17 protein-coding genes are annotated in these 18,883 nt (G+C 71.2%); 11 read left to right on the forward strand and 6 right to left on the reverse strand.

Going from position 1 to position 18,883, the window contains the following annotated elements:
• Nucleotides 1-224: 224 nt before the first annotated feature.
• Nucleotides 225-653, reverse strand: a complete 429-nt coding sequence (mce, locus tag ACH4VO_RS02175) for a methylmalonyl-CoA epimerase (RefSeq protein WP_360983900.1) — start codon at nucleotides 651-653, stop codon at nucleotides 225-227.
• Nucleotides 654-948: 295 nt separating this feature from the next.
• On the opposite strand from mce, the gene ACH4VO_RS02180 reads away from it, so the two are divergent.
• Both ACH4VO_RS02180 and meaB read left to right on the forward strand, forming a co-directional pair.
• Nucleotides 949-2,151, forward strand: a complete 1,203-nt coding sequence (locus ACH4VO_RS02180) for an acetyl-CoA C-acetyltransferase (RefSeq protein WP_360983903.1) — start codon at nucleotides 949-951, stop codon at nucleotides 2,149-2,151.
• 30 nt (nucleotides 2,152-2,181) lie between these two features.
• Entirely contained in the window at nucleotides 2,182-3,153 is a 972-nt protein-coding gene (gene meaB / locus ACH4VO_RS02185) for a methylmalonyl Co-A mutase-associated GTPase MeaB (RefSeq protein WP_360983905.1), read from the forward strand.
• A gap of 290 nt (nucleotides 3,154-3,443) precedes the next feature.
• On the opposite strand, the gene ACH4VO_RS02190 is transcribed toward meaB, so the two are convergent.
• Nucleotides 3,444-4,040 (reverse strand): PepSY domain-containing protein, encoded by a 597-nt coding sequence (locus tag ACH4VO_RS02190; RefSeq protein WP_360983908.1) that lies wholly within the window; start codon nucleotides 4,038-4,040, stop codon nucleotides 3,444-3,446.
• Between the two features lie 116 nt (nucleotides 4,041-4,156).
• Here ACH4VO_RS02190 and ACH4VO_RS02195 point away from each other — a divergent pair, with 116 nt between their 5' ends.
• Nucleotides 4,157-4,816, forward strand: a complete 660-nt coding sequence (locus ACH4VO_RS02195) for a response regulator transcription factor (RefSeq protein ID WP_360983911.1) — start codon at nucleotides 4,157-4,159, stop codon at nucleotides 4,814-4,816.
• On the forward strand, nucleotides 4,813-6,285 hold the full coding sequence (locus ACH4VO_RS02200) for a HAMP domain-containing sensor histidine kinase (protein WP_360983914.1): 1,473 nt from the start codon (nucleotides 4,813-4,815) through the stop codon (nucleotides 6,283-6,285). Before ACH4VO_RS02195 ends, ACH4VO_RS02200 begins: the two co-directional genes overlap by 4 nt.
• 64 nt (nucleotides 6,286-6,349) lie before the next feature.
• On the opposite strand, the gene ACH4VO_RS02205 is transcribed toward ACH4VO_RS02200, so the two are convergent.
• The 4 genes from ACH4VO_RS02205 to ACH4VO_RS02220 form a co-directional block, all read right to left on the reverse strand.
• A complete protein-coding gene (locus tag ACH4VO_RS02205; RefSeq protein ID WP_360983917.1) occupies nucleotides 6,350-6,826 on the reverse strand; it encodes a MarR family transcriptional regulator in 477 nt (158 codons plus the stop codon).
• Nucleotides 6,827-6,921: 95 nt separating this feature from the next.
• Nucleotides 6,922-7,704, reverse strand: a complete 783-nt coding sequence (locus ACH4VO_RS02210) for an AIM24 family protein (protein WP_360983920.1) — start codon at nucleotides 7,702-7,704, stop codon at nucleotides 6,922-6,924.
• A complete protein-coding gene (locus ACH4VO_RS02215) occupies nucleotides 7,701-8,351 on the reverse strand; it encodes an AIM24 family protein (RefSeq protein ID WP_360983923.1) in 651 nt (216 codons plus the stop codon). The genes ACH4VO_RS02210 and ACH4VO_RS02215 overlap by 4 nt, the downstream gene beginning before the upstream one ends.
• Nucleotides 8,351-8,983 carry an AIM24 family protein gene (locus tag ACH4VO_RS02220; protein WP_360984342.1) on the reverse strand — a complete coding sequence of 211 codons (633 nt, stop codon included), beginning with the start codon at nucleotides 8,981-8,983 and terminating at the stop codon, nucleotides 8,351-8,353. Before ACH4VO_RS02220 ends, ACH4VO_RS02215 begins: the two co-directional genes overlap by 1 nt.
• A gap of 210 nt (nucleotides 8,984-9,193) precedes the next feature.
• On the opposite strand from ACH4VO_RS02220, the gene ACH4VO_RS02225 reads away from it, so the two are divergent.
• The 7 genes from ACH4VO_RS02225 to ACH4VO_RS02255 all read left to right on the forward strand — a co-directional run bounded on the left by ACH4VO_RS02225 (nucleotide 9,194) and on the right by ACH4VO_RS02255 (nucleotide 18,878).
• Nucleotides 9,194-9,544, forward strand: coding sequence for a DUF3817 domain-containing protein (locus tag ACH4VO_RS02225; RefSeq protein WP_069170648.1), 351 nt, complete (start codon nucleotides 9,194-9,196; stop codon nucleotides 9,542-9,544).
• The gene (locus ACH4VO_RS02230) at nucleotides 9,541-9,834 is read left to right on the forward strand and encodes an MTH1187 family thiamine-binding protein (protein ID WP_307124914.1); all 294 of its coding nucleotides are present in this window, start codon (nucleotides 9,541-9,543) and stop codon (nucleotides 9,832-9,834) included. The genes ACH4VO_RS02225 and ACH4VO_RS02230 overlap by 4 nt, the downstream gene beginning before the upstream one ends.
• A 323-nt stretch (nucleotides 9,835-10,157) precedes the next feature.
• Nucleotides 10,158-10,667, forward strand: coding sequence for a MarR family transcriptional regulator (locus ACH4VO_RS02235; protein ID WP_360983927.1), 510 nt, complete (start codon nucleotides 10,158-10,160; stop codon nucleotides 10,665-10,667).
• A 55-nt stretch (nucleotides 10,668-10,722) separates the two neighbouring features.
• Nucleotides 10,723-11,055 carry a DUF3817 domain-containing protein gene (locus ACH4VO_RS02240; RefSeq protein ID WP_360983930.1) on the forward strand — a complete coding sequence of 111 codons (333 nt, stop codon included), beginning with the start codon at nucleotides 10,723-10,725 and terminating at the stop codon, nucleotides 11,053-11,055.
• Between the two features lie 86 nt (nucleotides 11,056-11,141).
• Nucleotides 11,142-12,842, forward strand: a complete 1,701-nt coding sequence (locus ACH4VO_RS02245) for a methylmalonyl-CoA mutase family protein (protein WP_360983933.1) — start codon at nucleotides 11,142-11,144, stop codon at nucleotides 12,840-12,842.
• Between the two features lie 326 nt (nucleotides 12,843-13,168).
• Entirely contained in the window at nucleotides 13,169-18,202 is a 5,034-nt protein-coding gene (locus ACH4VO_RS02250; protein WP_360983936.1) for a LamG-like jellyroll fold domain-containing protein, read from the forward strand.
• Between the two features lie 10 nt (nucleotides 18,203-18,212).
• Complete coding sequence (locus ACH4VO_RS02255) at nucleotides 18,213-18,878, forward strand: hypothetical protein (RefSeq protein WP_360983939.1); 666 nt, start codon at nucleotides 18,213-18,215, stop codon at nucleotides 18,876-18,878.
• Nucleotides 18,879-18,883 lie beyond the last annotated feature (5 nt).

The raw sequence follows: 18,883 nt of genomic DNA on the forward strand, positions 1-18,883 counted from the left end.
CGAGCTCTCGACTTCTTCCCCGAGCTCTCAACTTCGTTCGAGCAGGGGATGCCCCACTGAGCAGGGGGGGACCCCAACCCTGGTCGCAATTCTCCGAACGGGTACCGCTCGCGGACGAACGGTCCCCCCGGGGAATGGTGACAGATCAGCGGCGGGGACGCGGTGCGGCCCCGGCCCGGCCCCGGCCCGGAACCGCCCACTCTACCGGGCCGGGTACGGGTCGGTCAGTGCTCGCCCCTGGCGGTGACCAGTTCCGTGAGGACGCCGTGGCAGTCCTTGGGGTGCAGGAAGGTGATCCGGGACCCCATCGACCCGGTCCTCGGCTCGTCGTACAGCACCCGGACCCCCTTGCCGCGGATGTCCGAGGCGTCCTGGTCGACGTCCGCGGTCCCGAAGGCGATGTGGTGCACGCCCTCACCGTTCTTCGCCAGCCACTTGCCCACGGCCGAGTCCTCACGGGTCGGCTCCAGCAGCTGGAGGTACGAGGCACCGCCGTCCGAGGTCCCGTTGATCTTGAGCATGGCCTCGCGGACACCCTGCTCCTCGTTGACCTCGGTGTGGTGCACCTCGAACCCGTAGGTCGCACGGTAGAACTCCACCGTCCTGTCGAGGTCGAAACAGGCGATTCCGATGTGGTCGATTCGCGTCAGCATGGAACCAGTGCAGCGCCCCGGGGATGGTTACGCAACGTGCGCGCGATCACACCCACAGCCGGATGACGGGCGCGGTACCGCTCAGTACATTCAAGCGGAGGGACCGGCACATGAGGAGTGGAAGACGGAGCGGGGCCGGGTGCGGACGGCCGCAGGGCGGAGGAGGAAGCCATGGCGGAGCCATGCCGACCGACGACAACGCCGCGGACGTGCGTGACCGGCTCTGTGACGCCGCTCCTCATGTGCCGGTCCCTCCTCACCCTCGTTCACAACCGATCCCAAGGGGCTGCGCCTCATGTCAGGAACGACCGGTACCACCTCAGTGATCGTCGCGGGCGCGCGGACGCCCATGGGCCGGCTCCTCGGCTCCCTGAAGAGCTTCTCCGGCGCCGACCTCGGCGGCGTCGCCATCAAGGCCGCGCTGGACCGCGCGGGCATCGGCGGTGACCAGGTCGAGTACGTGATCATGGGCCAGGTGCTCCAGGCCGGGGCAGGGCAGATCCCGGCACGGCAGGCGGCGGTCAAGGCCGGAATCCCGATGAACGTCCCCGCGCTCACCGTCAACAAGGTCTGTCTGTCCGGTCTCGACGCCATCGCGCTCGCCGACCAGCTGATCCGCGCCGGAGAGTTCGACGTCGTGGTGGCCGGCGGCCAGGAGTCGATGACCAACGCCCCGCACCTGCTCCCGAAGTCCCGTGAGGGCCACAAGTACGGCGCGATCGAGATGCTCGACTCCATGGCGTACGACGGTCTGACCGACGCCTACGAGAACATCCCGATGGGCGAGTCCACCGAGAAGCACAACACCCGTCTGGGCCTGGACCGCGCCGCCCAGGACGAGATCGGTGCCCTGTCGCACCAGCGCGCCGCCGCCGCCCAGAAGAACGGCCTCTTCGAGGCCGAGATCACCCCGGTCGAGATCCCGCAGCGCAAGGGCGACCCGGTCCTCTTCTCGAAGGACGAGGGCATCCGCCCGGAGACGACCGCCGAGTCGCTCGGCAAGCTGCGCCCGGCCTTCTCCAAGGACGGCACGATCACGGCCGGCACCTCCTCGCAGATCTCGGACGGCGCCGCCGCGGTCGTCGTCATGAGCAGGGCCAAGGCCGAGGAACTGGGCCTGGAGTGGATCGCCGAGATCGGCGCCCACGGCAACGTGGCCGGCCCGGACAACTCGCTGCAGTCGCAGCCGTCCAACGCCATCCGCCACGCCCTGAAGAAGGAGGGCATCGGCGTCGAGGACCTCGACCTCATCGAGATCAACGAGGCGTTCGCGGCCGTCGCGGTCCAGTCGATGAAGGACCTCGGTGTCAGTTCGGACAAGGTCAACGTGAACGGCGGCGCGATCGCTCTCGGTCACCCGATCGGCATGTCGGGCGCCCGGGTGGTCCTGCACCTGGCGCTGGAACTGAAGCGGCGCGGCGGCGGCACCGGAGCGGCGGCGCTGTGCGGCGGCGGCGGTCAGGGCGACGCGCTGATCATCCGCGTCCCCGGCAAGTAGTCACACCGTACGAGAGCGAGGAGACCGAGCGTGAAGGTGGACGTCCCCACCCTGGTGGAACAGGCGCGCCAGGGCAGGCCGCGTGCGGTGGCCCGGCTCATCTCCCTGGTGGAGGGGGCCTCGCCCCAGCTCCGCGAGGTGATGGCGGCCCTGGCCCCGCTGGCGGGCCACGCGTACGTCGTCGGCCTGACCGGATCGCCGGGTGTGGGCAAGTCCACCTCCACCTCGGCGCTGGTCTCCGCCTACCGGAAGGCGGGCAGGCGGGTCGGGGTGCTGGCGGTCGACCCGTCGTCGCCGTTCTCCGGGGGCGCGCTCCTCGGCGACCGGGTCCGGATGTCGGAGCACGCCTCCGACCCGGGCGTCTACATCCGCTCGATGGCCACCCGCGGTCACCTGGGCGGCCTCGCCTGGTCGGCGCCGCAGGCGATCCGGGTGCTCGACGCGGCGGGCTGCGACGTGATCCTGGTGGAGACGGTGGGGGTGGGCCAGTCGGAGGTGGAGATCGCCTCCCAGGCCGACACCTCCGTCGTGCTGCTCGCCCCGGGCATGGGCGACGGCATCCAGGCCGCGAAGGCCGGAATCCTGGAGATCGGCGACGTGTACGTCGTGAACAAGGCCGACCGGGACGGCGCGGACGCCACCGCCCGCGAGCTCAACCACATGCTGAGCCTGGGGGAGTCCCGGGGGCCGGGCGACTGGCGGCCGCCGATCGTGAAGACGGTCGCGGCCCGGGGCGAGGGTGTCGACGAGGTCGTCGAGGCGCTCGAGAAGCACCGGGCGTGGATGGAGGAACGCGGTGTCCTGGCCGAGCGGCGCACCGCCCGCGCGGCCCGCGAGGTCGAGACGATCGCCGTGACCGCGCTGCGCGAGAAGATCGCCGACCTGCACGGCGACCGCCGGCTGGACGCGCTCGCGGAACGGATCACCGCCGGGTCGCTCGACCCGTACGCGGCGGCGGACGAACTGGTCGCGGGGCTCACCGGTAGCCCGGCGCGGGACTGACGGCCCCGGGCGGCGTGCGGGCCGCCCGGGAACCCGGCACGGAGGGCGGTCCCTGCGGGGCCGCCCGGCGGCAACCAGCCGTCCACCGCCCGCCCCGGCCGCCCACGGGTACCGGCGTTCGCAGCGGCTACGCCCCACGGCCCTGACCAGGGGGACGTGGGGCTCATCGCACCCCGGGGGCGGGGCCGGGACCGCTGTGTGCGGCTCACCGGCCGGAGTCCCCGGGCCGGGTGACCGGTCACGGCAGTGTCCGCCGGCCGCCGTCCTCGTCCGGTCCGGCCAGCGGGGTGTCAGTCGTGGTGGCGATCCGTGGTGACCACCGCCGTCGACGCGTCGACCCGCAACTCGTGCTCCCGGCCGTCCTCGCCCCTGACGTCGACCTCCCACCGCGGCGCACCGCCCCTGTCGTCGTCACGGTCGTCGTCCAGGTCCACGGAGGTCACCGTCCCCGGCGCCGCCTCGAGCGCCGCGCCGGCCGCCGCCCTCAGAGGGACGGACGCCGACCGGGGAGCGTGCCGGTCGCGGCCGTCGCCGTCGTCGTCCCGGGCGGACACCACCTTCCCGGATCCCGCGTCCACCGTCACGTCGTGCCAGACCTTGTCCGAGCCGTACACGTCGAGCTCCCAGACGCGCCGGCCGTCGTCGCCGTCACTGTCGTCCAGCTCGGCCTCGGTAACCGTCCCCGGAACCGCCTCCAGCGCGGCGGCGACCGCCCTCTCGAGGGTCACCCGGTCATCCGCGGCGCGGCTCACCGTGGTGCGGTCCGTGCTTCGCGAGACCCTGTCCTGCCGGCCCCCGTCGTCGTCCGCGAGGGCGGTGGTCGCGGCGATCGCGCCGCCGACGAGTACGGCCGCGGTGACGGTGGCGATGGCGATGTTGCGCTTCATGTGGTCCTCCCCGAGGGAATGTGCGGTTCGAGGGGACCCACACTGGCGGGGCGATGCTGAACGCAGCCTGAAGCCACCTGAAGCCGTCTTCAGGTGCGGCCTGCCACCCTGTGGCCATGCGTCTGTTGATCGTGGAGGACGAGAAGCGCCTGGCGCTGTCCCTGGCGAAGGGGCTGACCGCCGAGGGGTTCGCCGTGGACGTCGTCCACGACGGGCTGGAGGGACTGCACCGCGCCGGCCAGGGGGTCCACGACCTCGTGGTGCTCGACATCATGCTGCCCGGCATGAACGGCTACCGGGTCTGTGCCGCACTGCGCGCGGCGGGCCACGACGTGCCCATCCTGATGCTGACCGCCAAGGACGGTGAGTACGACGAGGCGGAGGGCCTCGACACGGGCGCCGACGACTACCTGACCAAGCCCTTCTCCTACGTCGTCCTCGTCGCCAGGGTGAGGGCCCTGCTGCGCCGCCGTGGCGGGTCCGCCTCCCCGGTGCTCGCCGTCGGCACGCTGCGGCTGGACACCGCGGCCCGGCGGGTGCACCGGGGCGAGGAGGAGATCACCTTGACGGCCAAGGAGTTCGCCGTACTGGAACAGCTGGCGGTGCGGGCCGGCGAGGTGGTCAGCAAGGCCCGAATCCTGGAGCACGTCTGGGACTTCGCCTATGACGGCGACCCGAACATCGTGGAGGTCTACGTCAGCACCCTGCGCCGCAAGCTCGGCGCCGCCTCGATCCGCACGGTGCGGGGCGCCGGATACCGACTGGAGGCGCTGTGAGGTCGGTACGGGCCAGGGCCGCGCTGGGCGCCACCCTGGTCGTCGCCGTCGCCCTGGTCGGCGCCGGTCTCGCCGTACTCCTGGTGCTGCGGGCCAACCTCACCGACCGGGCGGGGCTGGAGGCGGAGGTGGCGGCGCGGGAGGTGGCGGGGCAGCTCGCCCTGGACGTGCCGTACGCGGCCCTGGACCTGGGCGACGAGGACGTCCACCCGATCCAGGTGACCGACGAGGAGGGGCGCGTGGTGGCCGTGTCCGAGGGCCTGGAGGCCGTCTCGGGTACGGCCACCCCTCAGGTCGTCCCGGCGCCCGTGGCCGGCACCGGTGATCCTGTGGCCGCCGACGACGACGGTGGCAGGGACGACCACGGTGGTGACCGCGGCCGTGCGGACGGCGACGACGGTGGCGGCGATCCGGCGCGCGGCGAAGTCTCTTCGGAAGAACCGGACTTCGGGAACGGCACCGCGACCGTCGACGGCGACACCGCGGACTACCGCTTCGCCGCGGTCGAGGGGACCACCTCGGCCGGCGTCACCCTGACCGTCCATGCGGGCGCCCCCCTGGCCGCCGAGCAGGAGGCCGTCGGCTCGGTGCGCAGCGCGATGCTGGCGGGGCTGCCCGTCCTCCTCCTCGTCGTCGCCGGCGTGACCTGGCTGGTGACGCGCCGGGCGCTGCGGCCCGTCGAGGGCATCCGGCGTGAACTGGCCGCGATCACGGCCTCGGAGGACCTGGGGCGCCGGGTACCGGAGCCGTCCTCGCGGGACGAGATCGCGCGGCTGGCCCGTACCACCAACGCGACGCTGACCGTACTGGAGGCCTCGGTGGATCGGCAGCGGCGCTTCGTCGCGGACGCCTCGCACGAGCTGCGCAGCCCGATCGCCTCCTTGCGCACCCAGTTGGAGGTGGGGGCCGCGCATCCGGAACTGCTGGACGTGCCGGGCGCGGTGGCCGACACCGTACGGCTGCAGGGGCTGGCGGCCGACCTGTTGCTGCTGGCCCGGCTGGACGCGGGGGAGCGGCCCGGGCGAGCGGCTGTCGGACTGGGTGCGCTGGTCCGTGAGGAGGTCTCCCAGCGCACCGGCGACCGGATCACGGTCGCGGTGTCGGTCCAGGACGAGGCGCCCCTCGAAGTGAACGGCTCACACGGGCAGTTGGCCAGGGTGGTCGGCAATCTGCTGGACAACGCCGAGCGTCACGCGGCAGGTTCGGTCACCGTCGCCGTGCGGGCCGAACGGGGGGACGTCCTGGTGGAGGTCGCCGACGACGGCGCGGGTGTGCCCGAGGAGGAACGGGACCGGATCTTCGAGCGTTTCGTCCGGCTCGACGACGCCCGCAGCCGGGACGACGGCGGAGCCGGTCTGGGCCTCGCCATCGCCCGTGACGTAGCCGCCCGGCACGGGGGCACGCTCACCGTGGGCACAGCCCCGCAGGGCGGCGCGGCGTTCGTCCTGCGGCTGCCGGGCCGCCCCTGAGAGCAGCCGGCCAGCGGCCGCCGGGCCGGCGCGTCGATCCCGCGGGGATCGGCGCGCCGGTACGTCAGGGCTTGCCGCGCCGGCCGCGCAGGTGGTCCGCGATCGGGGTCAGGGCCGCGTGCAGTTCGCCGAGCGCCTCGGGCGACAGCAGGTCCATGAAGTGCCTGCGCACCGACTCGACATGGTGCGGCGCCACCTTCCGCATGGTCTCGGCACCCAGTTCGGTCAGGACCGCGAACAGCCCGCGCCGATCCGACTCGCAGTGCTCGCGCCGCACCAGGCCCGCGGTCTCCATACGGGTGATCTGGTGGGAGAGCCTGCTCTTGGACTGCAGGGTGGCCCCGGCGAGATCGCTCATCCGCATGCGCTGGTCGTCCGACTCCGACAGGTTGACCAGGATCTCGTAGTCGTTCATGGTCAGCCCGAACGGCTGGAGATCCTTCTCCAGCTGGTGTGTCAGCAGCCTGGCGACATCCAGGTGGGTACGCCAGGCGCACTGCTCCGTATCGGTCAGCCAGCGGGTGGCCGTCTCGGTCTCCATGTATGGATTCTACCTAAGAAGTTGAAAGCCGGACGAAGTCGGTTGACGTGATACCGGGCACGCGCGACCCCGCGTCACACTCCGCAGAGTACCGTTCACAGTCCGAAGCGGCGCTGGAGGTCCCCCAGCTGACCGGGCATACGCGGCGTGGACCCGTGCTGGCCCGCCCCTGGTGAGTGCTGCCCGCCTCCCGGCACCCCCGGCTCGTGCGGGGTGAGACCCGTCGCCTGCTCGGCCATCAGCGCTTCGGTGGACTGGAGCAGCACCGTACCCGCGCCGACGAATTCGAACTGGTGCTCCTCGCCCGACGTGCCGCCGATCCCGGTCAGGGACCGCAGCCCGCCCATGACGCCCGTCATGTACCCGTGGTCGTAGTGGTGGCACGGCGAGGGGCAGTCCGCCCAGCCCACCAGTGCCTGCGGGTCCACCCGGATCGGCGGCTCCATGAAGACGACCGGGCCGTTGGAGGCGGCCACGAACTTCCCCGTACCGATCAGGGTGAGGAAGCCCGGCACGATCGACTGCTTCAGTGCCAGCGAGGGCTGGTACGCGAGCAGATTGCCGGACCGGATCGTCAGGTTGCCGTCCTCCAGGTCGAAGGAGTTCACGTCGAAGGCCCGGTCCGCGAGCAGCATCTTCCCGCTGCCCTCGGCCACCACCCAGTCGCTCGCGTGGAGGGGGGAGTGGAAGCTCGTGCGGATCAGCCGCTCGAAACGGCCGTGCCCGATGCCGTTGAAGTCGATCCGCCCGTAGTAGGCGATCATCTTGCCCTTCTGCAGGAACCACTGGCTCCCCTTGAGCTCCACGCAGAAGGTGTACGCGTTGACGTTGTCGTCCGACGGCAGCGTCACCGGATCGAAGATCACAGGGGTGCTCACAGCTTCTCCTCCGACGCCTGGACGTACACCGCACCACTGCCGCTGAGCTCCAGCTGGAACGCCTCCCCGGAGCCGCGTCCCACCATGTCGCGCCAGCCGAGCGCCGTGGAGAGTTTGTTGGTCACCTCTCCGTGGTGCGCGACGTACGCCTGCGGGTCCACGTGCACCGGGCGGCCCGGGGTGATCGGCAGTTCGATCACTCCGCCGTGGGCCATCACCGCGACCGCCCCATGGCCCGTGAGGGTGGTCGTGAACAGGCCCTGACCGGTCACCTGGCCGCGCACCATACCCATCACGCCGCCCTGCGAGCCCATGAACATCGTGCCCTGCCGGAGCGTCCCGTCGAAGGCGAGCAGCCGGTCCGCCTCCACGTAGAGGGTGTCGCCGGACAGCCCGATGACCTGGATGTGGTGACCGCCGTGGCCGAACATCACCGTACCGTCGCCCTCGACCGTCATCAGCGGGGTCGCCTCGTTGGCGACGCGCCGGCCGATCATGGAGGCCAGGCCGCCCTGCCCGCCCTGGATGTTCGGGGTGAACGACACGTCGCCCCGGTAGGCGAGCATCGCCCCGCGCTGGCTGTACATCTTCTGGCCGGGCAGCACCCTCGCCTCGACCATCTTCGAGTTGATCTCGGTGAACGGCATCAGACATCACCCCCGACGGTGTTGCGCTCGCTCGGCTGCACGTAGACGAGACCGTCGCCCTCGAAGCGGATCTGGAAGGACTCCCCGGAGCCCTCGCCCATGAACGTGCGGAAGCTCACCCCGGACTGGAAGTGCTGCCGCAGATCGCCCTGGTGCGCGATGTAGGCGCCCGGATCGACGTTGAGGGGGTACTGGGGCGTCACCCGCAGGACCACGGCCGAACCGTGCGACATGATCGCCGCCTGACCGCTGCCCTCGACGGTCGTCGTGAACAGGCCGTTGCCGGTGGCCCCGCCCCGTAGCCCCGTGAAGGTGGTGCCGGTGCGCAGCCCCGCGTCGGCTGCCAGCAGGTTGCTCGCCTCGACGTACAGCTTGTCGCCGTGCAGCGTGACCAGGTTGATCTCACTGGCGCGGTCGGCGAACCAGCAGGTGCCCTGCCCCTTCACCTCCATCATCGCCATCTGCTCGCCGGTCAGCCGGCGGGTCACCATGCCGCGGATCCCCTCACCGCCGCCGGACATCTTCTTGAAGTCCATACGGCCGTCGTACGCGACCATCGAGCCGTTCTTCGCCTTGACGGCATCGCCTGTCAGGTCGACGGCCAGCGTCTTGCTGCCTTGCAGTCGGAACATCGCCACGAGGCGACCGTAACCGCCGGGCGGCGCCGGGGACAGGTCCCCAGGGAGGATCCGTGCCCCGGCCCGGCCCTGGTATGAGCCGATACGTGCCGTGGCGACCCGCCGCGGACCCCGCGCCGCGGCGGGCCGGGGGCGATGCCACAATGGCTGTGCTTGTGCCCGCGTTCACAAGCCGACACGCCCCCTCCCACCGAAGGTGCCCTCGTGGACATCAAGACCGCTTCCGCCCTGCACCGGCTGCGCCTCATCTCGCTTCCCGAGGCGCTCTCCTTCCCGGCGCTGCTCATCTTCGGCTCGCTGCTCATGCGGGTCTCGGACATCGACTTCCTGATGCCGCCCCTCGGCGCGCTGCACGGCCTCCTCTTCACGATCTACCTGGTGTTCCTGCTGGACGTGTGGGTCAAGGCCAAGTGGCCGTTCAAGCGCGTCGCCCTCTTCTTCCTCCTCGCGGTCGTGCCCTTCGGCGGTCTCTACGGCGAGAAGCTGCTCAAGAAGTACGAGGCCGACGGCGTCATCGCCGCCCGCGCCCGCCGCGAAGGGGTGGTCAGCGCATGATCGTGGCCTTCTCCGTCAGCCCGCTCGGTGTCGGCGAGGACGTCGGTGAGTACGTCGCCGACGCCGTACGGGTCGTCCGCGCGTCCGGGCTGCCCAACCGCACGGACGCGATGTTCACCTCGATCGAAGGCGAGTGGGACGAGGTGATGGACGTCGTCAAGCGGGCCGTCGCCGCGGTCGAGGCCCGCGCCGGCCGCGTGTCCCTGGTCCTGAAGGCCGACATCCGGCCGGGTGTCACCGACGGCCTGACCTCCAAGGTCGAGACGGTCGAACGCCACCTGGCGGACTGAGACCCGGCCCCTCGGCGGGTTCTCGCGCCGCCCCGCTGTCCGGGTGCCCCGGTGGCACACGTCCGCCCCGGGCCCCGGCCCCCGGGTCGGCGCGGCTCGGTCCCGGCGGGGCGGTGGGAGCGCCCGGCGGAGGCCGCGGCCCACCGGAGCCCTGCCGGGCGCCGTGCGGGCGGGGCCGGTGCCCGTACCGCCGAGGGGTGTGCGGGCCGGTCGCGCGCCGCACCGGCAGGCGGGCGTGAGGGGCGAGGCGGCCGGTGAGAGCGTCCGGTACCGAAGTGCGAGACAGGGCTGACCGGCATGTGACCAGTGGGTAAGGTCGTGCCGTGCCGAAGCCGCTCAGCCTGCCCTTCGATCCCATCGCCCGCGCCGAGGAACTCTGGCAGCGGCGCTGGGGACCGGTGCCCTCCATGGGGGCGATCACCTCGATCATGCGTGCGCAGCAGATCCTGCTCGCCGAGGTGGACGCGGTGGTCAAACCGTACGGGCTGACCTTCGCCCGGTACGAGGCCCTGGTCCTGCTCACCTTCTCGCAGGCCGGTGAGCTGCCCATGTCCAAGATCGGCGAGCGTCTCATGGTCCACCCGACGTCCGTCACCAACACCGTCGACCGGCTGGTGCGCTCCGGACTGGTCGCCAAGCGCCCCAACCCGAACGACGGGCGCGGCACCCTCGCCTCCATCACCGACAAGGGCCGCGAGGTCGTCGAGGCGGCCACCGAGGACCTGATGGCGATGGACTTCGGGCTCGGCGTGTACGACGCCGAGGAGTGCGCCGAGATCTTCGCGATGCTGCGGCCGCTCCGGGTCGCGGCCCACGACTTCGAGGAGAAGTAGCCGCACGGGCAGGGCGCCGCAAGATCGCCCCGGCCGCCCGGTTACGCTCGATGCCATGAAACGCAGTGTGCTGACCCGCTACCGGGTGATGGCCTATGTCACCGCCGTCATGTTGCTGGTGCTGTGCACCTGCATGGTCTTCAAGTACGGCTTCGACACCGGTGAGGGGCTGACGCTCGTCGTCTCCCAGATCCACGGTGTCCTCTACATCATCTACCTCGTCTTCGCCTTCGACCTCGGTTCCAAGGCGAAGTGGCCGGTCGGCAAGCTGCTGTGGGTGCTGATCTCCGGCACGATCCCGACGGCCGCGTTCTTCGTCGAGCGCACGGTCGTCCGGGAGGTCGAGCCGCTGATCACCGACGGTTCCGCGCGGCCCGTACAGGTCTGAGGGATCTCACCCCCGAACCGCCCCGCGCGAAGCGCCGGGCGGTTTGCCATCGACATTTACTAGGACGTCCTAGTAAATTTGTGTGTATGGACGCTGACGCGATCGAGGAAGGCCGCCACCGCTGGCAGGCCCGTTACGACAAGGCCCGCAAGCGTGACGCGGACTTCACCACCCTCTCCGGGGACCCGGTGGAGCCCGTGTACGGCCCCCGCCCCGGAGACACGTACGAGGGCTTCGAGCGGATCGGCTGGCCCGGTGAGTACCCCTTCACGCGCGGGCTGTACCCCACCGGCTACCGCGGCCGCACCTGGACCATCCGCCAGTTCGCCGGCTTCGGCAACGCCGAGCAGACCAACGAGCGGTACAAGACCATCCTCGCCAACGGCGGCGGCGGTCTCAGCGTCGCCTTCGACATGCCCACCCTGATGGGACGGGACTCCGACGACCCCCGCTCGCTCGGCGAGGTCGGCCACTGCGGCGTCGCCATCGACTCCGCCGCGGACATGGAGGTCCTCTTCCAGGACATCCCGCTCGGCGACGTCACCACCTCGATGACGATCAGCGGCCCCGCCGTCCCCGTCTTCTGCATGTACCTGGTCGCCGCCGAACGCCAGGGTGTCGACCCGGGCGTGCTCAACGGCACCCTGCAGACCGACATCTTCAAGGAGTACATCGCCCAGAAGGAGTGGCTCTTCCAGCCCGAGCCGCACCTGCGCCTCATCGGTGACCTGATGGAGCACTGCGCCCGTGACATCCCGGCCTACAAGCCGCTCTCCGTGTCCGGATACCACATCCGCGAGGCCGGGGCGACGGCCGCGCAGGAGCTCGCCTACACCCTCGCCGACGGCTTCGGCTACGTGGAGCTGGGCCTCTCCCGCGGTCTCGACGTCGACACCTTCGCCCCCGGCCTGTCCTTTTTCTTCGACGCGCACCTCGACTTCTTCGAGGAGATCGCCAAGTTCCGCGCCGCCCGCAGGATCTGGGCCCGCTGGATGAAGGAGACGTACGGCGCGAAGACCGACAAGGCGCAGTGGCTCCGCTTCCACACCCAGACCGCCGGTGTCTCGCTCACCGCCCAGCAGCCGTACAACAACGTCGTGCGCACCGCCGTGGAGGCGCTCTCCGCCGTCCTCGGCGGCACCAACTCCCTGCACACCAACGCCCTGGACGAGACCCTCGCCCTTCCCTCCGAGCAGGCGGCCGAGATCGCCCTGCGTACCCAGCAGGTGCTCATGGAGGAGACCGGCGTCGCCAACGTCGCCGACCCGCTGGGCGGTTCCTGGTACGTCGAGCAGCTCACCGACCGCATCGAGGCGGACGCCGAGAAGATCTTCGAGCAGATCAAGGAGCGCGGAACCCGGGCCCACGCCGACGGGAAGCACCCCATCGGACCGATGACCTCCGGCATCCTGCGCGGCATCGAGGACGGCTGGTTCACCGGGGAGATCGCCGAATCCGCCTTCCGCTACCAGCAGTCGCTGGAGAAGGGCGAGAAGCGGGTCGTCGGCGTCAACGTGCACCACGGTTCCGTCACCGGCGACCTCGAGATCCTCCGGGTCAGCCACGAGGTGGAGCGCGAGCAGGTCCGCGCGCTGGGCGGGCGCAAGGAGGCCCGCGACGACGCGCAGGTCCGCGGCGCGCTCGACGCGATGCTGGCCGCCGCCCGGGACGGCTCGAACATGATCGGCCCGATGCTGGAGGCCGTACGCGCGGAGGCGACCCTCGGCGAGATCTGCGGGGTCCTGCGCGACGAGTGGGGCGTCTACACGGAGCCGCCCGGCTTTTGACGGGCGCGGCGCGCACAGGCCGGCCGGGGCGTCCCGGCCGGCCTTTCCGTGCACACGGCCGACCTTCGGGTGCCTCCGGCGCCGTGGCCACCGAGGGCACGACACCTGCACCGAGGTGAAGGTGTTGTGACGGGACGTCATAAGTGTCATGATCCTGGCGAGCTCTGGGCGGTGTTCGAAGGGTGTCGCCCGGAGAGCTCGGATTCGTCGCGCGTCGCACCGTTCCACATCGCCTGGGGCACATCCGATGACCAGGAAAACGGTGGACCGTGCAGATCAAAATCCCGATAGGACCTGGCCGCACCCGGCGGGGTGTGGCCAGACTGATGACCGCGACCGCGTTCGTCACCGCGCTCTCGACGATGACGACGCTCGCCCACGCGGTGGTACCGCAGGCCTCCTCGGCACCACGGAGCGCGTCGGCCGCCCAGGAGGGCGAGTCGCCCGTCTATCCGCTCAAGGGCGAGGTCGCCAACTACGACTTCGAGTGGAGCGAGCCGGACTACACCCCGACCGGGCAGGACCTGGAGGGCGGGCCGGAGGCCACACACCACAACGGCGTCTACGCCGGGCCGAGGACCGACAACGAGGACATCTGGGGAGGGGGGTCCGGCGGCCGCACACTGCGGCTGGACGGGGTGGACGACTACCTCACCGTGCCGGTGCCGCTGCCCACGGACCAGTCCTTCACCGTCTCGACGTGGCTGCGGTCGGAGAAGCCCGGCAAGGCCTACACCGTCATCTCGCAGCCGGGCAGCGAGGTCTCCGGCTTCGCGCTGAGGATCGGTGCGGACGGCAAGCCCGCCTTCGCCATGCCGAAGGAGGACACGGCCGCGACGGCCTGGGACACCGTCACCGGCACGGCCCCCGTGGCGACCACCAACGACTGGACCCACCTCACCGGCGTCTTCGACGCGGCGGCCGGCCAGATCCGGCTGTACGTGAACGGTGCCCGCGTGGCCGTCGCGCCCCATGCCAAGGGGTGGCGGGCCACGGGTGACATCGAGGTGGGCCGGGGTCTGGCGGCGGGGCAGCCGACCGGCTACTTCCCGGGCCGTATGGACGACGTACGGGTCTGGAGCCGGGCTCTGAACGACCTGCAGGCCTCGGGCGCGGCCATACCCCAGCGCATCGCGCGCGCGGATTACTGCACCACCGGCAACTGGCTGCACGCCGGCGGGCCGAAGGTCAAGGCCGCCGCCGCCCAGGGCCTGACGGGACCGGCGGTCAACGCCCGCCTCGCTGTCTACACCTGGGGCTTCGGCACGCTCGGCATCGCCCGCCGGGAGGACCAGGACGACCTGCGGGTGGCCGACGCCGCCCACGAGACCCGGCGGACGGGCTGGGCCGCCAAGACGAAACCGTTCGCCGTCAGCGGCGCCGACTACATGAGCTTCCTGGAAGCACCCGACTACGCCCTGACGATGCAGCAGTTCCTGCTCGACGACGGGACGAAGAACTTCGACGGGCTGCCGGCGACCAAGCCCTCGAAGGCGTCGCTGGACAACGCGATCGCCATCCTCGCGCAGCGGAAGAAGGAGTCGGAGAACGAGCCGTACGGCGGTGTCTACGGCTTCACCTCCGAGGAGGACCTGAAGAAGCTGTCGGCCTACGAGATCGCCCGCTTCATCCGGCTGGGCGGACTGCCCTCCGTGAGCCCGGACGCCGACTCCCTCGAATTCCGTATGGAGGCCGAGGAGCTCAAGACCCAATGGGCCGGCTGCGCGACCGAGAACCCCTACGACCCGATGAAGAAGTTCGGCGACGTGGTGGAGGTCGCGGACGCCGAATGGCAGGCCGAACAGGCGAGCCAGGCCAAGCAGCGCGGTGACCTCGTGGCTGCCGAGATCCAGGCGTACAAGGACCTGCGCAAGGCCTCGGACGCCATGATCGAGGCGCAGGGCCAGGCCTACATCGTCAGCCGGATGCTGGTCTTCCAGAAGTACTGGCAGGGCAAGCCGAAGACCGACCCGAGCTACCCCAAGGCCGCGGTGTTCACCAACGCCACCACCGCGATCAGCGACGCCAAGAAGGCGGTCTCCACGCAGCTGACGATCGCGAAGAGCGCGGCCGCCTCCGCCCAGACCCAGGCGGACAAGGCCGCCACGGCGCAGACCGAGGCCGGGGCCGTCGCGCTGGCGAACGGCACCCCCTACGGCCGAGGACTCACCTACGCCCGCCAGTCCGCGCAGGTGACCAAGGCCTCGGCCTCCGCCGCGCAGTCCTCGGCCAAGGCGATCGAGGCGACGCTGAGCGCGGTCTCGGCCACCGCCGCGGACAGCAAGGCGCTCTACTCGCTGGGCGCCACGCAGTCCCACGCCGCTCAGACCGCCTTCAAGCGCGCCGCGGCCGAGGAGGCCGCCGCGCAGGCCAAGGCCGCCGCCACCGGCGCCGAACAGCAGGCCACCAAGGCGGCGGAGAACGCCAAGAAGGCCAAGGCCGCGCAGGCCAGGGCGGAGGCCGCCGAGCAGACCGCCAAGCTGGCCGCCGCCGACGCGAGGTCGAAGCGGGCCACCGCGGAGAAGGAGCGTGACAACGCCAAGGCGCAGAAGGACATCGCCGCAGCCGAACGGGCCAAGGCGGCCGCCGCCGACCAGGAGGCGCGTGCCCAGCGGGAGGCCGCGGGCAGGGCGCTGAGTGCCGCGCAGACGGCTGGAGCTACCGCCGCGACCAAGAAGAACGAGGCGCTGGCGGCCGAACGCGGGGCCAAGGAGGCCCGCGACGGAGCACTGCGGGCCGAGAGCGACCGGGATGTCGCCGAGGCGAAGTGGTGGGCCCTGGAGGCCAAGGCTGACGCGGACGAGGGGACCGCCGCGGCGGCTGCGTCCCGGGCCGCGGCGACCCAGGCCCGCACGGCGGCGGACGAGGCCACCACGGCCGCGTCCAACGCCCGTGCCGCCGCCAACACGGCGACCACGGCCGCGTCCAACGCCCGCGAGGCGGCGACCAGGGCGGAAGCGGCCGCCTCACGTTCCAGGGCCGCCTCCGACGCCGCCCAGCGCGATGTGGCGATCACCAACGCCGCCGTGGCGAAAGCGCACTCGGCCGCGGCCGACGCGATCGCCTCCTCCGAGGCGGCCGCACAGAACGTCCGCGCCGCCAAGGCGCTCGCCGACACGGCGAAGGCCAAGGCCGCCGAGGCCAAGGCCAACGCGGACATGGCCCACATCGAAGCGGTCGCCACCGCGGCCGAGGCCGTACGCACCGCCGGATACGCCTACGCGGCGTCCCAGGCGGCCGACGCGGCTCGTGACGCCGCGGTCCAGGCCGTCGCGGCGGCCGGGACCGCCATCGCACTGGGCACCCCGTTCCGCGAGACCGACTCCTCGGCGGGCCTCGCCGTGCTGCTGGGCCAGACGGCGAAGTCGCTGGCCGAGCAGCAGGCAGCGGTCGCCCAGGCCAGGGCGGACGAGGCGGCCAAGGCGGCAGCGACGGCCAAGGCACTGGCGGCCAAGGCGTCCGCCGACGACAAGGCCGCGGCCACGGCCGCGTCCCAGGCCGCGGACTCCGCCGTACAGGCCGCCGCGTCCGTCAACAAGGCACGCGCCTCCGCGGCCGAGGCGGCCGCCGCAGTCAAGGCGACCCTCAAGGCCGAAGCCAACACCATCGAGTACAACCGGCAGGCCACCAGCGACGCGGCAGCGGCAGCCGCCGCGGCGTCCGCGGCCACCGGTTACGCGACCGATGCCCGCAACTCGGCGGACGCCGCGGAACTGGACGCGTCCTCGGCACGCAGCGCGGCCACGGCCGCGGAGACCGACGCGGCGAGTGCGCGCGGGGTGGCCGACCAGGCCGAACGCGACGCCACGACCGCCGAGGCGTCCGCCGCCAGGGCGCAGGACCTGGCGCGGGAGGCGCAGGAAGCCGCCGTCCGGACGGAGAACGCCAAGGAACGGGAGACGGTGACCACGGGCGGTGTTACCGGCATCGGCCAGATGTTCACCAAGCAGAAGGTCGAGCAGCTGGGGGATCCGGCGCCGCAGAACGACTGCGTTCTGGACATCGGCTTCGGCGGCTGCACGGTGAAGTACAAGCTCCGCTTCAACGTCACCGTTGACTTCTACCTGTGCGCGGACGAGGACGCCGGCGCCGACGTCAGCGCCGCGACCTGCCCGGTGGACTCCATCGTGTGGCTCGGCAGCGAGAAGCACGAGAACCAGACCGCGTACATCGACAAGTACTTCAGCCGTCTGGAGATCACGATGATCTTCGACAAGATGGTGCTGCAGACCCTGTGGCACATGCTCGTCGACGACTTCGTCCAGTGTGCGAAGGGGAGTGTGAGCGGTTGTCTCTGGGCCGCCAGCAACTTCATTCCCGGCAAGAAGATCGCCGACGCGGTGGATGCGGTACGCGCGCTCGACGCGGCGATGAAGACCGGTGTGGGCGTCGGTGACGCCTACCGGGTCCTGAAGAACCTCGATCTCGACCCTCAGGTCCTCGCGGCCATCGAGCGTGAGGTCAACGTCATCGAGGACGCGCTCACGGCCTGCCGGACCAACAGCTTCCCCGCCGGCACCGAGGTGCTCATGGCGGACGGCTCACACCGGTCGGTGGACACCGTACGGGTGGGCGAGCGGCTGCTGGCGAGCGACCCGGTGAGCGGGGCGTCGGCCTCCCGGCCGGTGACCGGCACCTTCCAGCACGACACCGAGCGCCTGGTGGACCTCACCATGGCCGACGGCTCGGCGCTGAGCAGCACGGCCGGGCACAAGTTCTTCGTCGTCGGCCGGGGATGGACCCTCACCTCCGACCTCACGGCAGGTGACCGTCTGCGCACCTCGCAGGGCACGGAGGAGACGGTGGCGACCGTCCGGGACCGTTCCGGTCTCGACCCGCGTGCGGTGTACGACCTGACGGTCGGCGGCCTGCACACGTTCTTCGTGCGGACCCGAGGAGGACGCGCGCAGGACGTCCTGGTCCACAACTGCACGAACATCATCGCGGACGAGGGCATCAGCGGCGCACACACCCTGACGGACCACGTCATCAGCGACCAGAGGGCCTGGGAGCGTGCGCAGACCAAGGGCAAGGCGACGAACTGGACGGACGAGGCGACAGCCGCCCGCGCCGTCTCCGACGCGTTCGCCCAGTGGGCGCAGGCTCCGGGCAACGCCGCCGTCCTGGCGAAGTGGGTCTCCAAGCAGGCGCAGAAGAGAGGCAAGGGAATCGGGTTCAACCCGACGGTCGACCTCAAGGAGATCCGCTGGGAGCTCAGGGGCGAGGGATCACTCGGCAAGGTCTTCACCAAGGACGGCGCGCGAGCGGGAACGGCCACCGGCAGTACCGTGGTGATCCAGTTGAAGTACGTGAAGGAGCACCCGAAGAAGTACGTGGTGTACACCTCCTACCCGGAATAGGACGTCGGTCGTGGAGAGAGCGCATGACGAGTTCGACGAGGACTTCGGGCTCAGTGGCCTGACGCAGAAGTTCCGGGACCCGGCGCCGGTTCCGGACGAGGCCGCCGCGACCGATGTCGTCGCAGCGGTCGCGGACCAGTTCGAAGGGGCCTACTCCCGGCAGCTGCTGGAGGACGTGCAGCGGCTTCTGGCGTCGTCGCTGAGCGATGAGGTGATCGTCACCTTGTGGCTCGGAGCGACACGCGGCTACTTCGATCCGACCGCCCACGCCATGGACGGTCGCACGTGGCTGCGGAGGATCGCCGACGTGTGCGTCGTCCGGATCCGCCGGGACGAACCCTCGTTCGTCCCGGCGGTCCCCGGGCGCTCGCAGGACCAGGAGCTGCGGACGGCGGTCCTCGACGAGATACGGGCCGTCGGGCCGGCACTGGCCGAGGCGGGGACGACGTCGCTGTACGCGGCTCCCCTCCCGGAGTTGGTGTCGGCTCTGGAGAGGGCTGTCGCCGAGGTCGGCGCCGACCTCGCGTTCCGGTTGCTCCTGCGAGCGTTGCAGGCGTACTTCGTCCGGATCAGCGGAACCACACACCAGCGGTTCCTGGCACTGGGCGAGAGACTCGGCTACAACGAGTTCGTCGTCGACGACGGCTGCCTCAACGTCTGGCCCGAACTGGACTGACGGAA

This window comes from Streptomyces sp. NPDC020780 (assembly GCF_044334475.1).
Taxonomy (GTDB): Bacteria; Actinomycetota; Actinomycetes; order Streptomycetales; family Streptomycetaceae; genus Streptomyces.

What these genes read in the sequence shown, in the direction of transcription:
- mce (WP_360983900.1), bottom strand. Translation starts at nt 653, where the DNA reads ATGCTGACGCGAATCGACCACATCGGAATCGCCTGTTTCGACCTCGAC.
- ACH4VO_RS02180 (WP_360983903.1), top strand. Translation starts at nt 949, where the DNA reads ATGTCAGGAACGACCGGTACCACCTCAGTGATCGTCGCGGGCGCGCGG.
- ACH4VO_RS02190 (WP_360983908.1), bottom strand. Translation starts at nt 4,040, where the DNA reads ATGAAGCGCAACATCGCCATCGCCACCGTCACCGCGGCCGTACTCGTC.
- ACH4VO_RS02195 (WP_360983911.1), top strand. Translation starts at nt 4,157, where the DNA reads ATGCGTCTGTTGATCGTGGAGGACGAGAAGCGCCTGGCGCTGTCCCTG.
- ACH4VO_RS02205 (WP_360983917.1), bottom strand. Translation starts at nt 6,826, where the DNA reads ATGGAGACCGAGACGGCCACCCGCTGGCTGACCGATACGGAGCAGTGC.
- ACH4VO_RS02215 (WP_360983923.1), bottom strand. Translation starts at nt 8,351, where the DNA reads ATGCCGTTCACCGAGATCAACTCGAAGATGGTCGAGGCGAGGGTGCTG.
- ACH4VO_RS02220 (WP_360984342.1), bottom strand. Translation starts at nt 8,983, where the DNA reads ATGTTCCGACTGCAAGGCAGCAAGACGCTGGCCGTCGACCTGACAGGC.
- ACH4VO_RS02230 (WP_307124914.1), top strand. Translation starts at nt 9,541, where the DNA reads ATGATCGTGGCCTTCTCCGTCAGCCCGCTCGGTGTCGGCGAGGACGTC.
- ACH4VO_RS02240 (WP_360983930.1), top strand. Translation starts at nt 10,723, where the DNA reads ATGAAACGCAGTGTGCTGACCCGCTACCGGGTGATGGCCTATGTCACC.
- ACH4VO_RS02245 (WP_360983933.1), top strand. Translation starts at nt 11,142, where the DNA reads ATGGACGCTGACGCGATCGAGGAAGGCCGCCACCGCTGGCAGGCCCGT.
- ACH4VO_RS02250 (WP_360983936.1), top strand. Translation starts at nt 13,169, where the DNA reads ATGACCGCGACCGCGTTCGTCACCGCGCTCTCGACGATGACGACGCTC.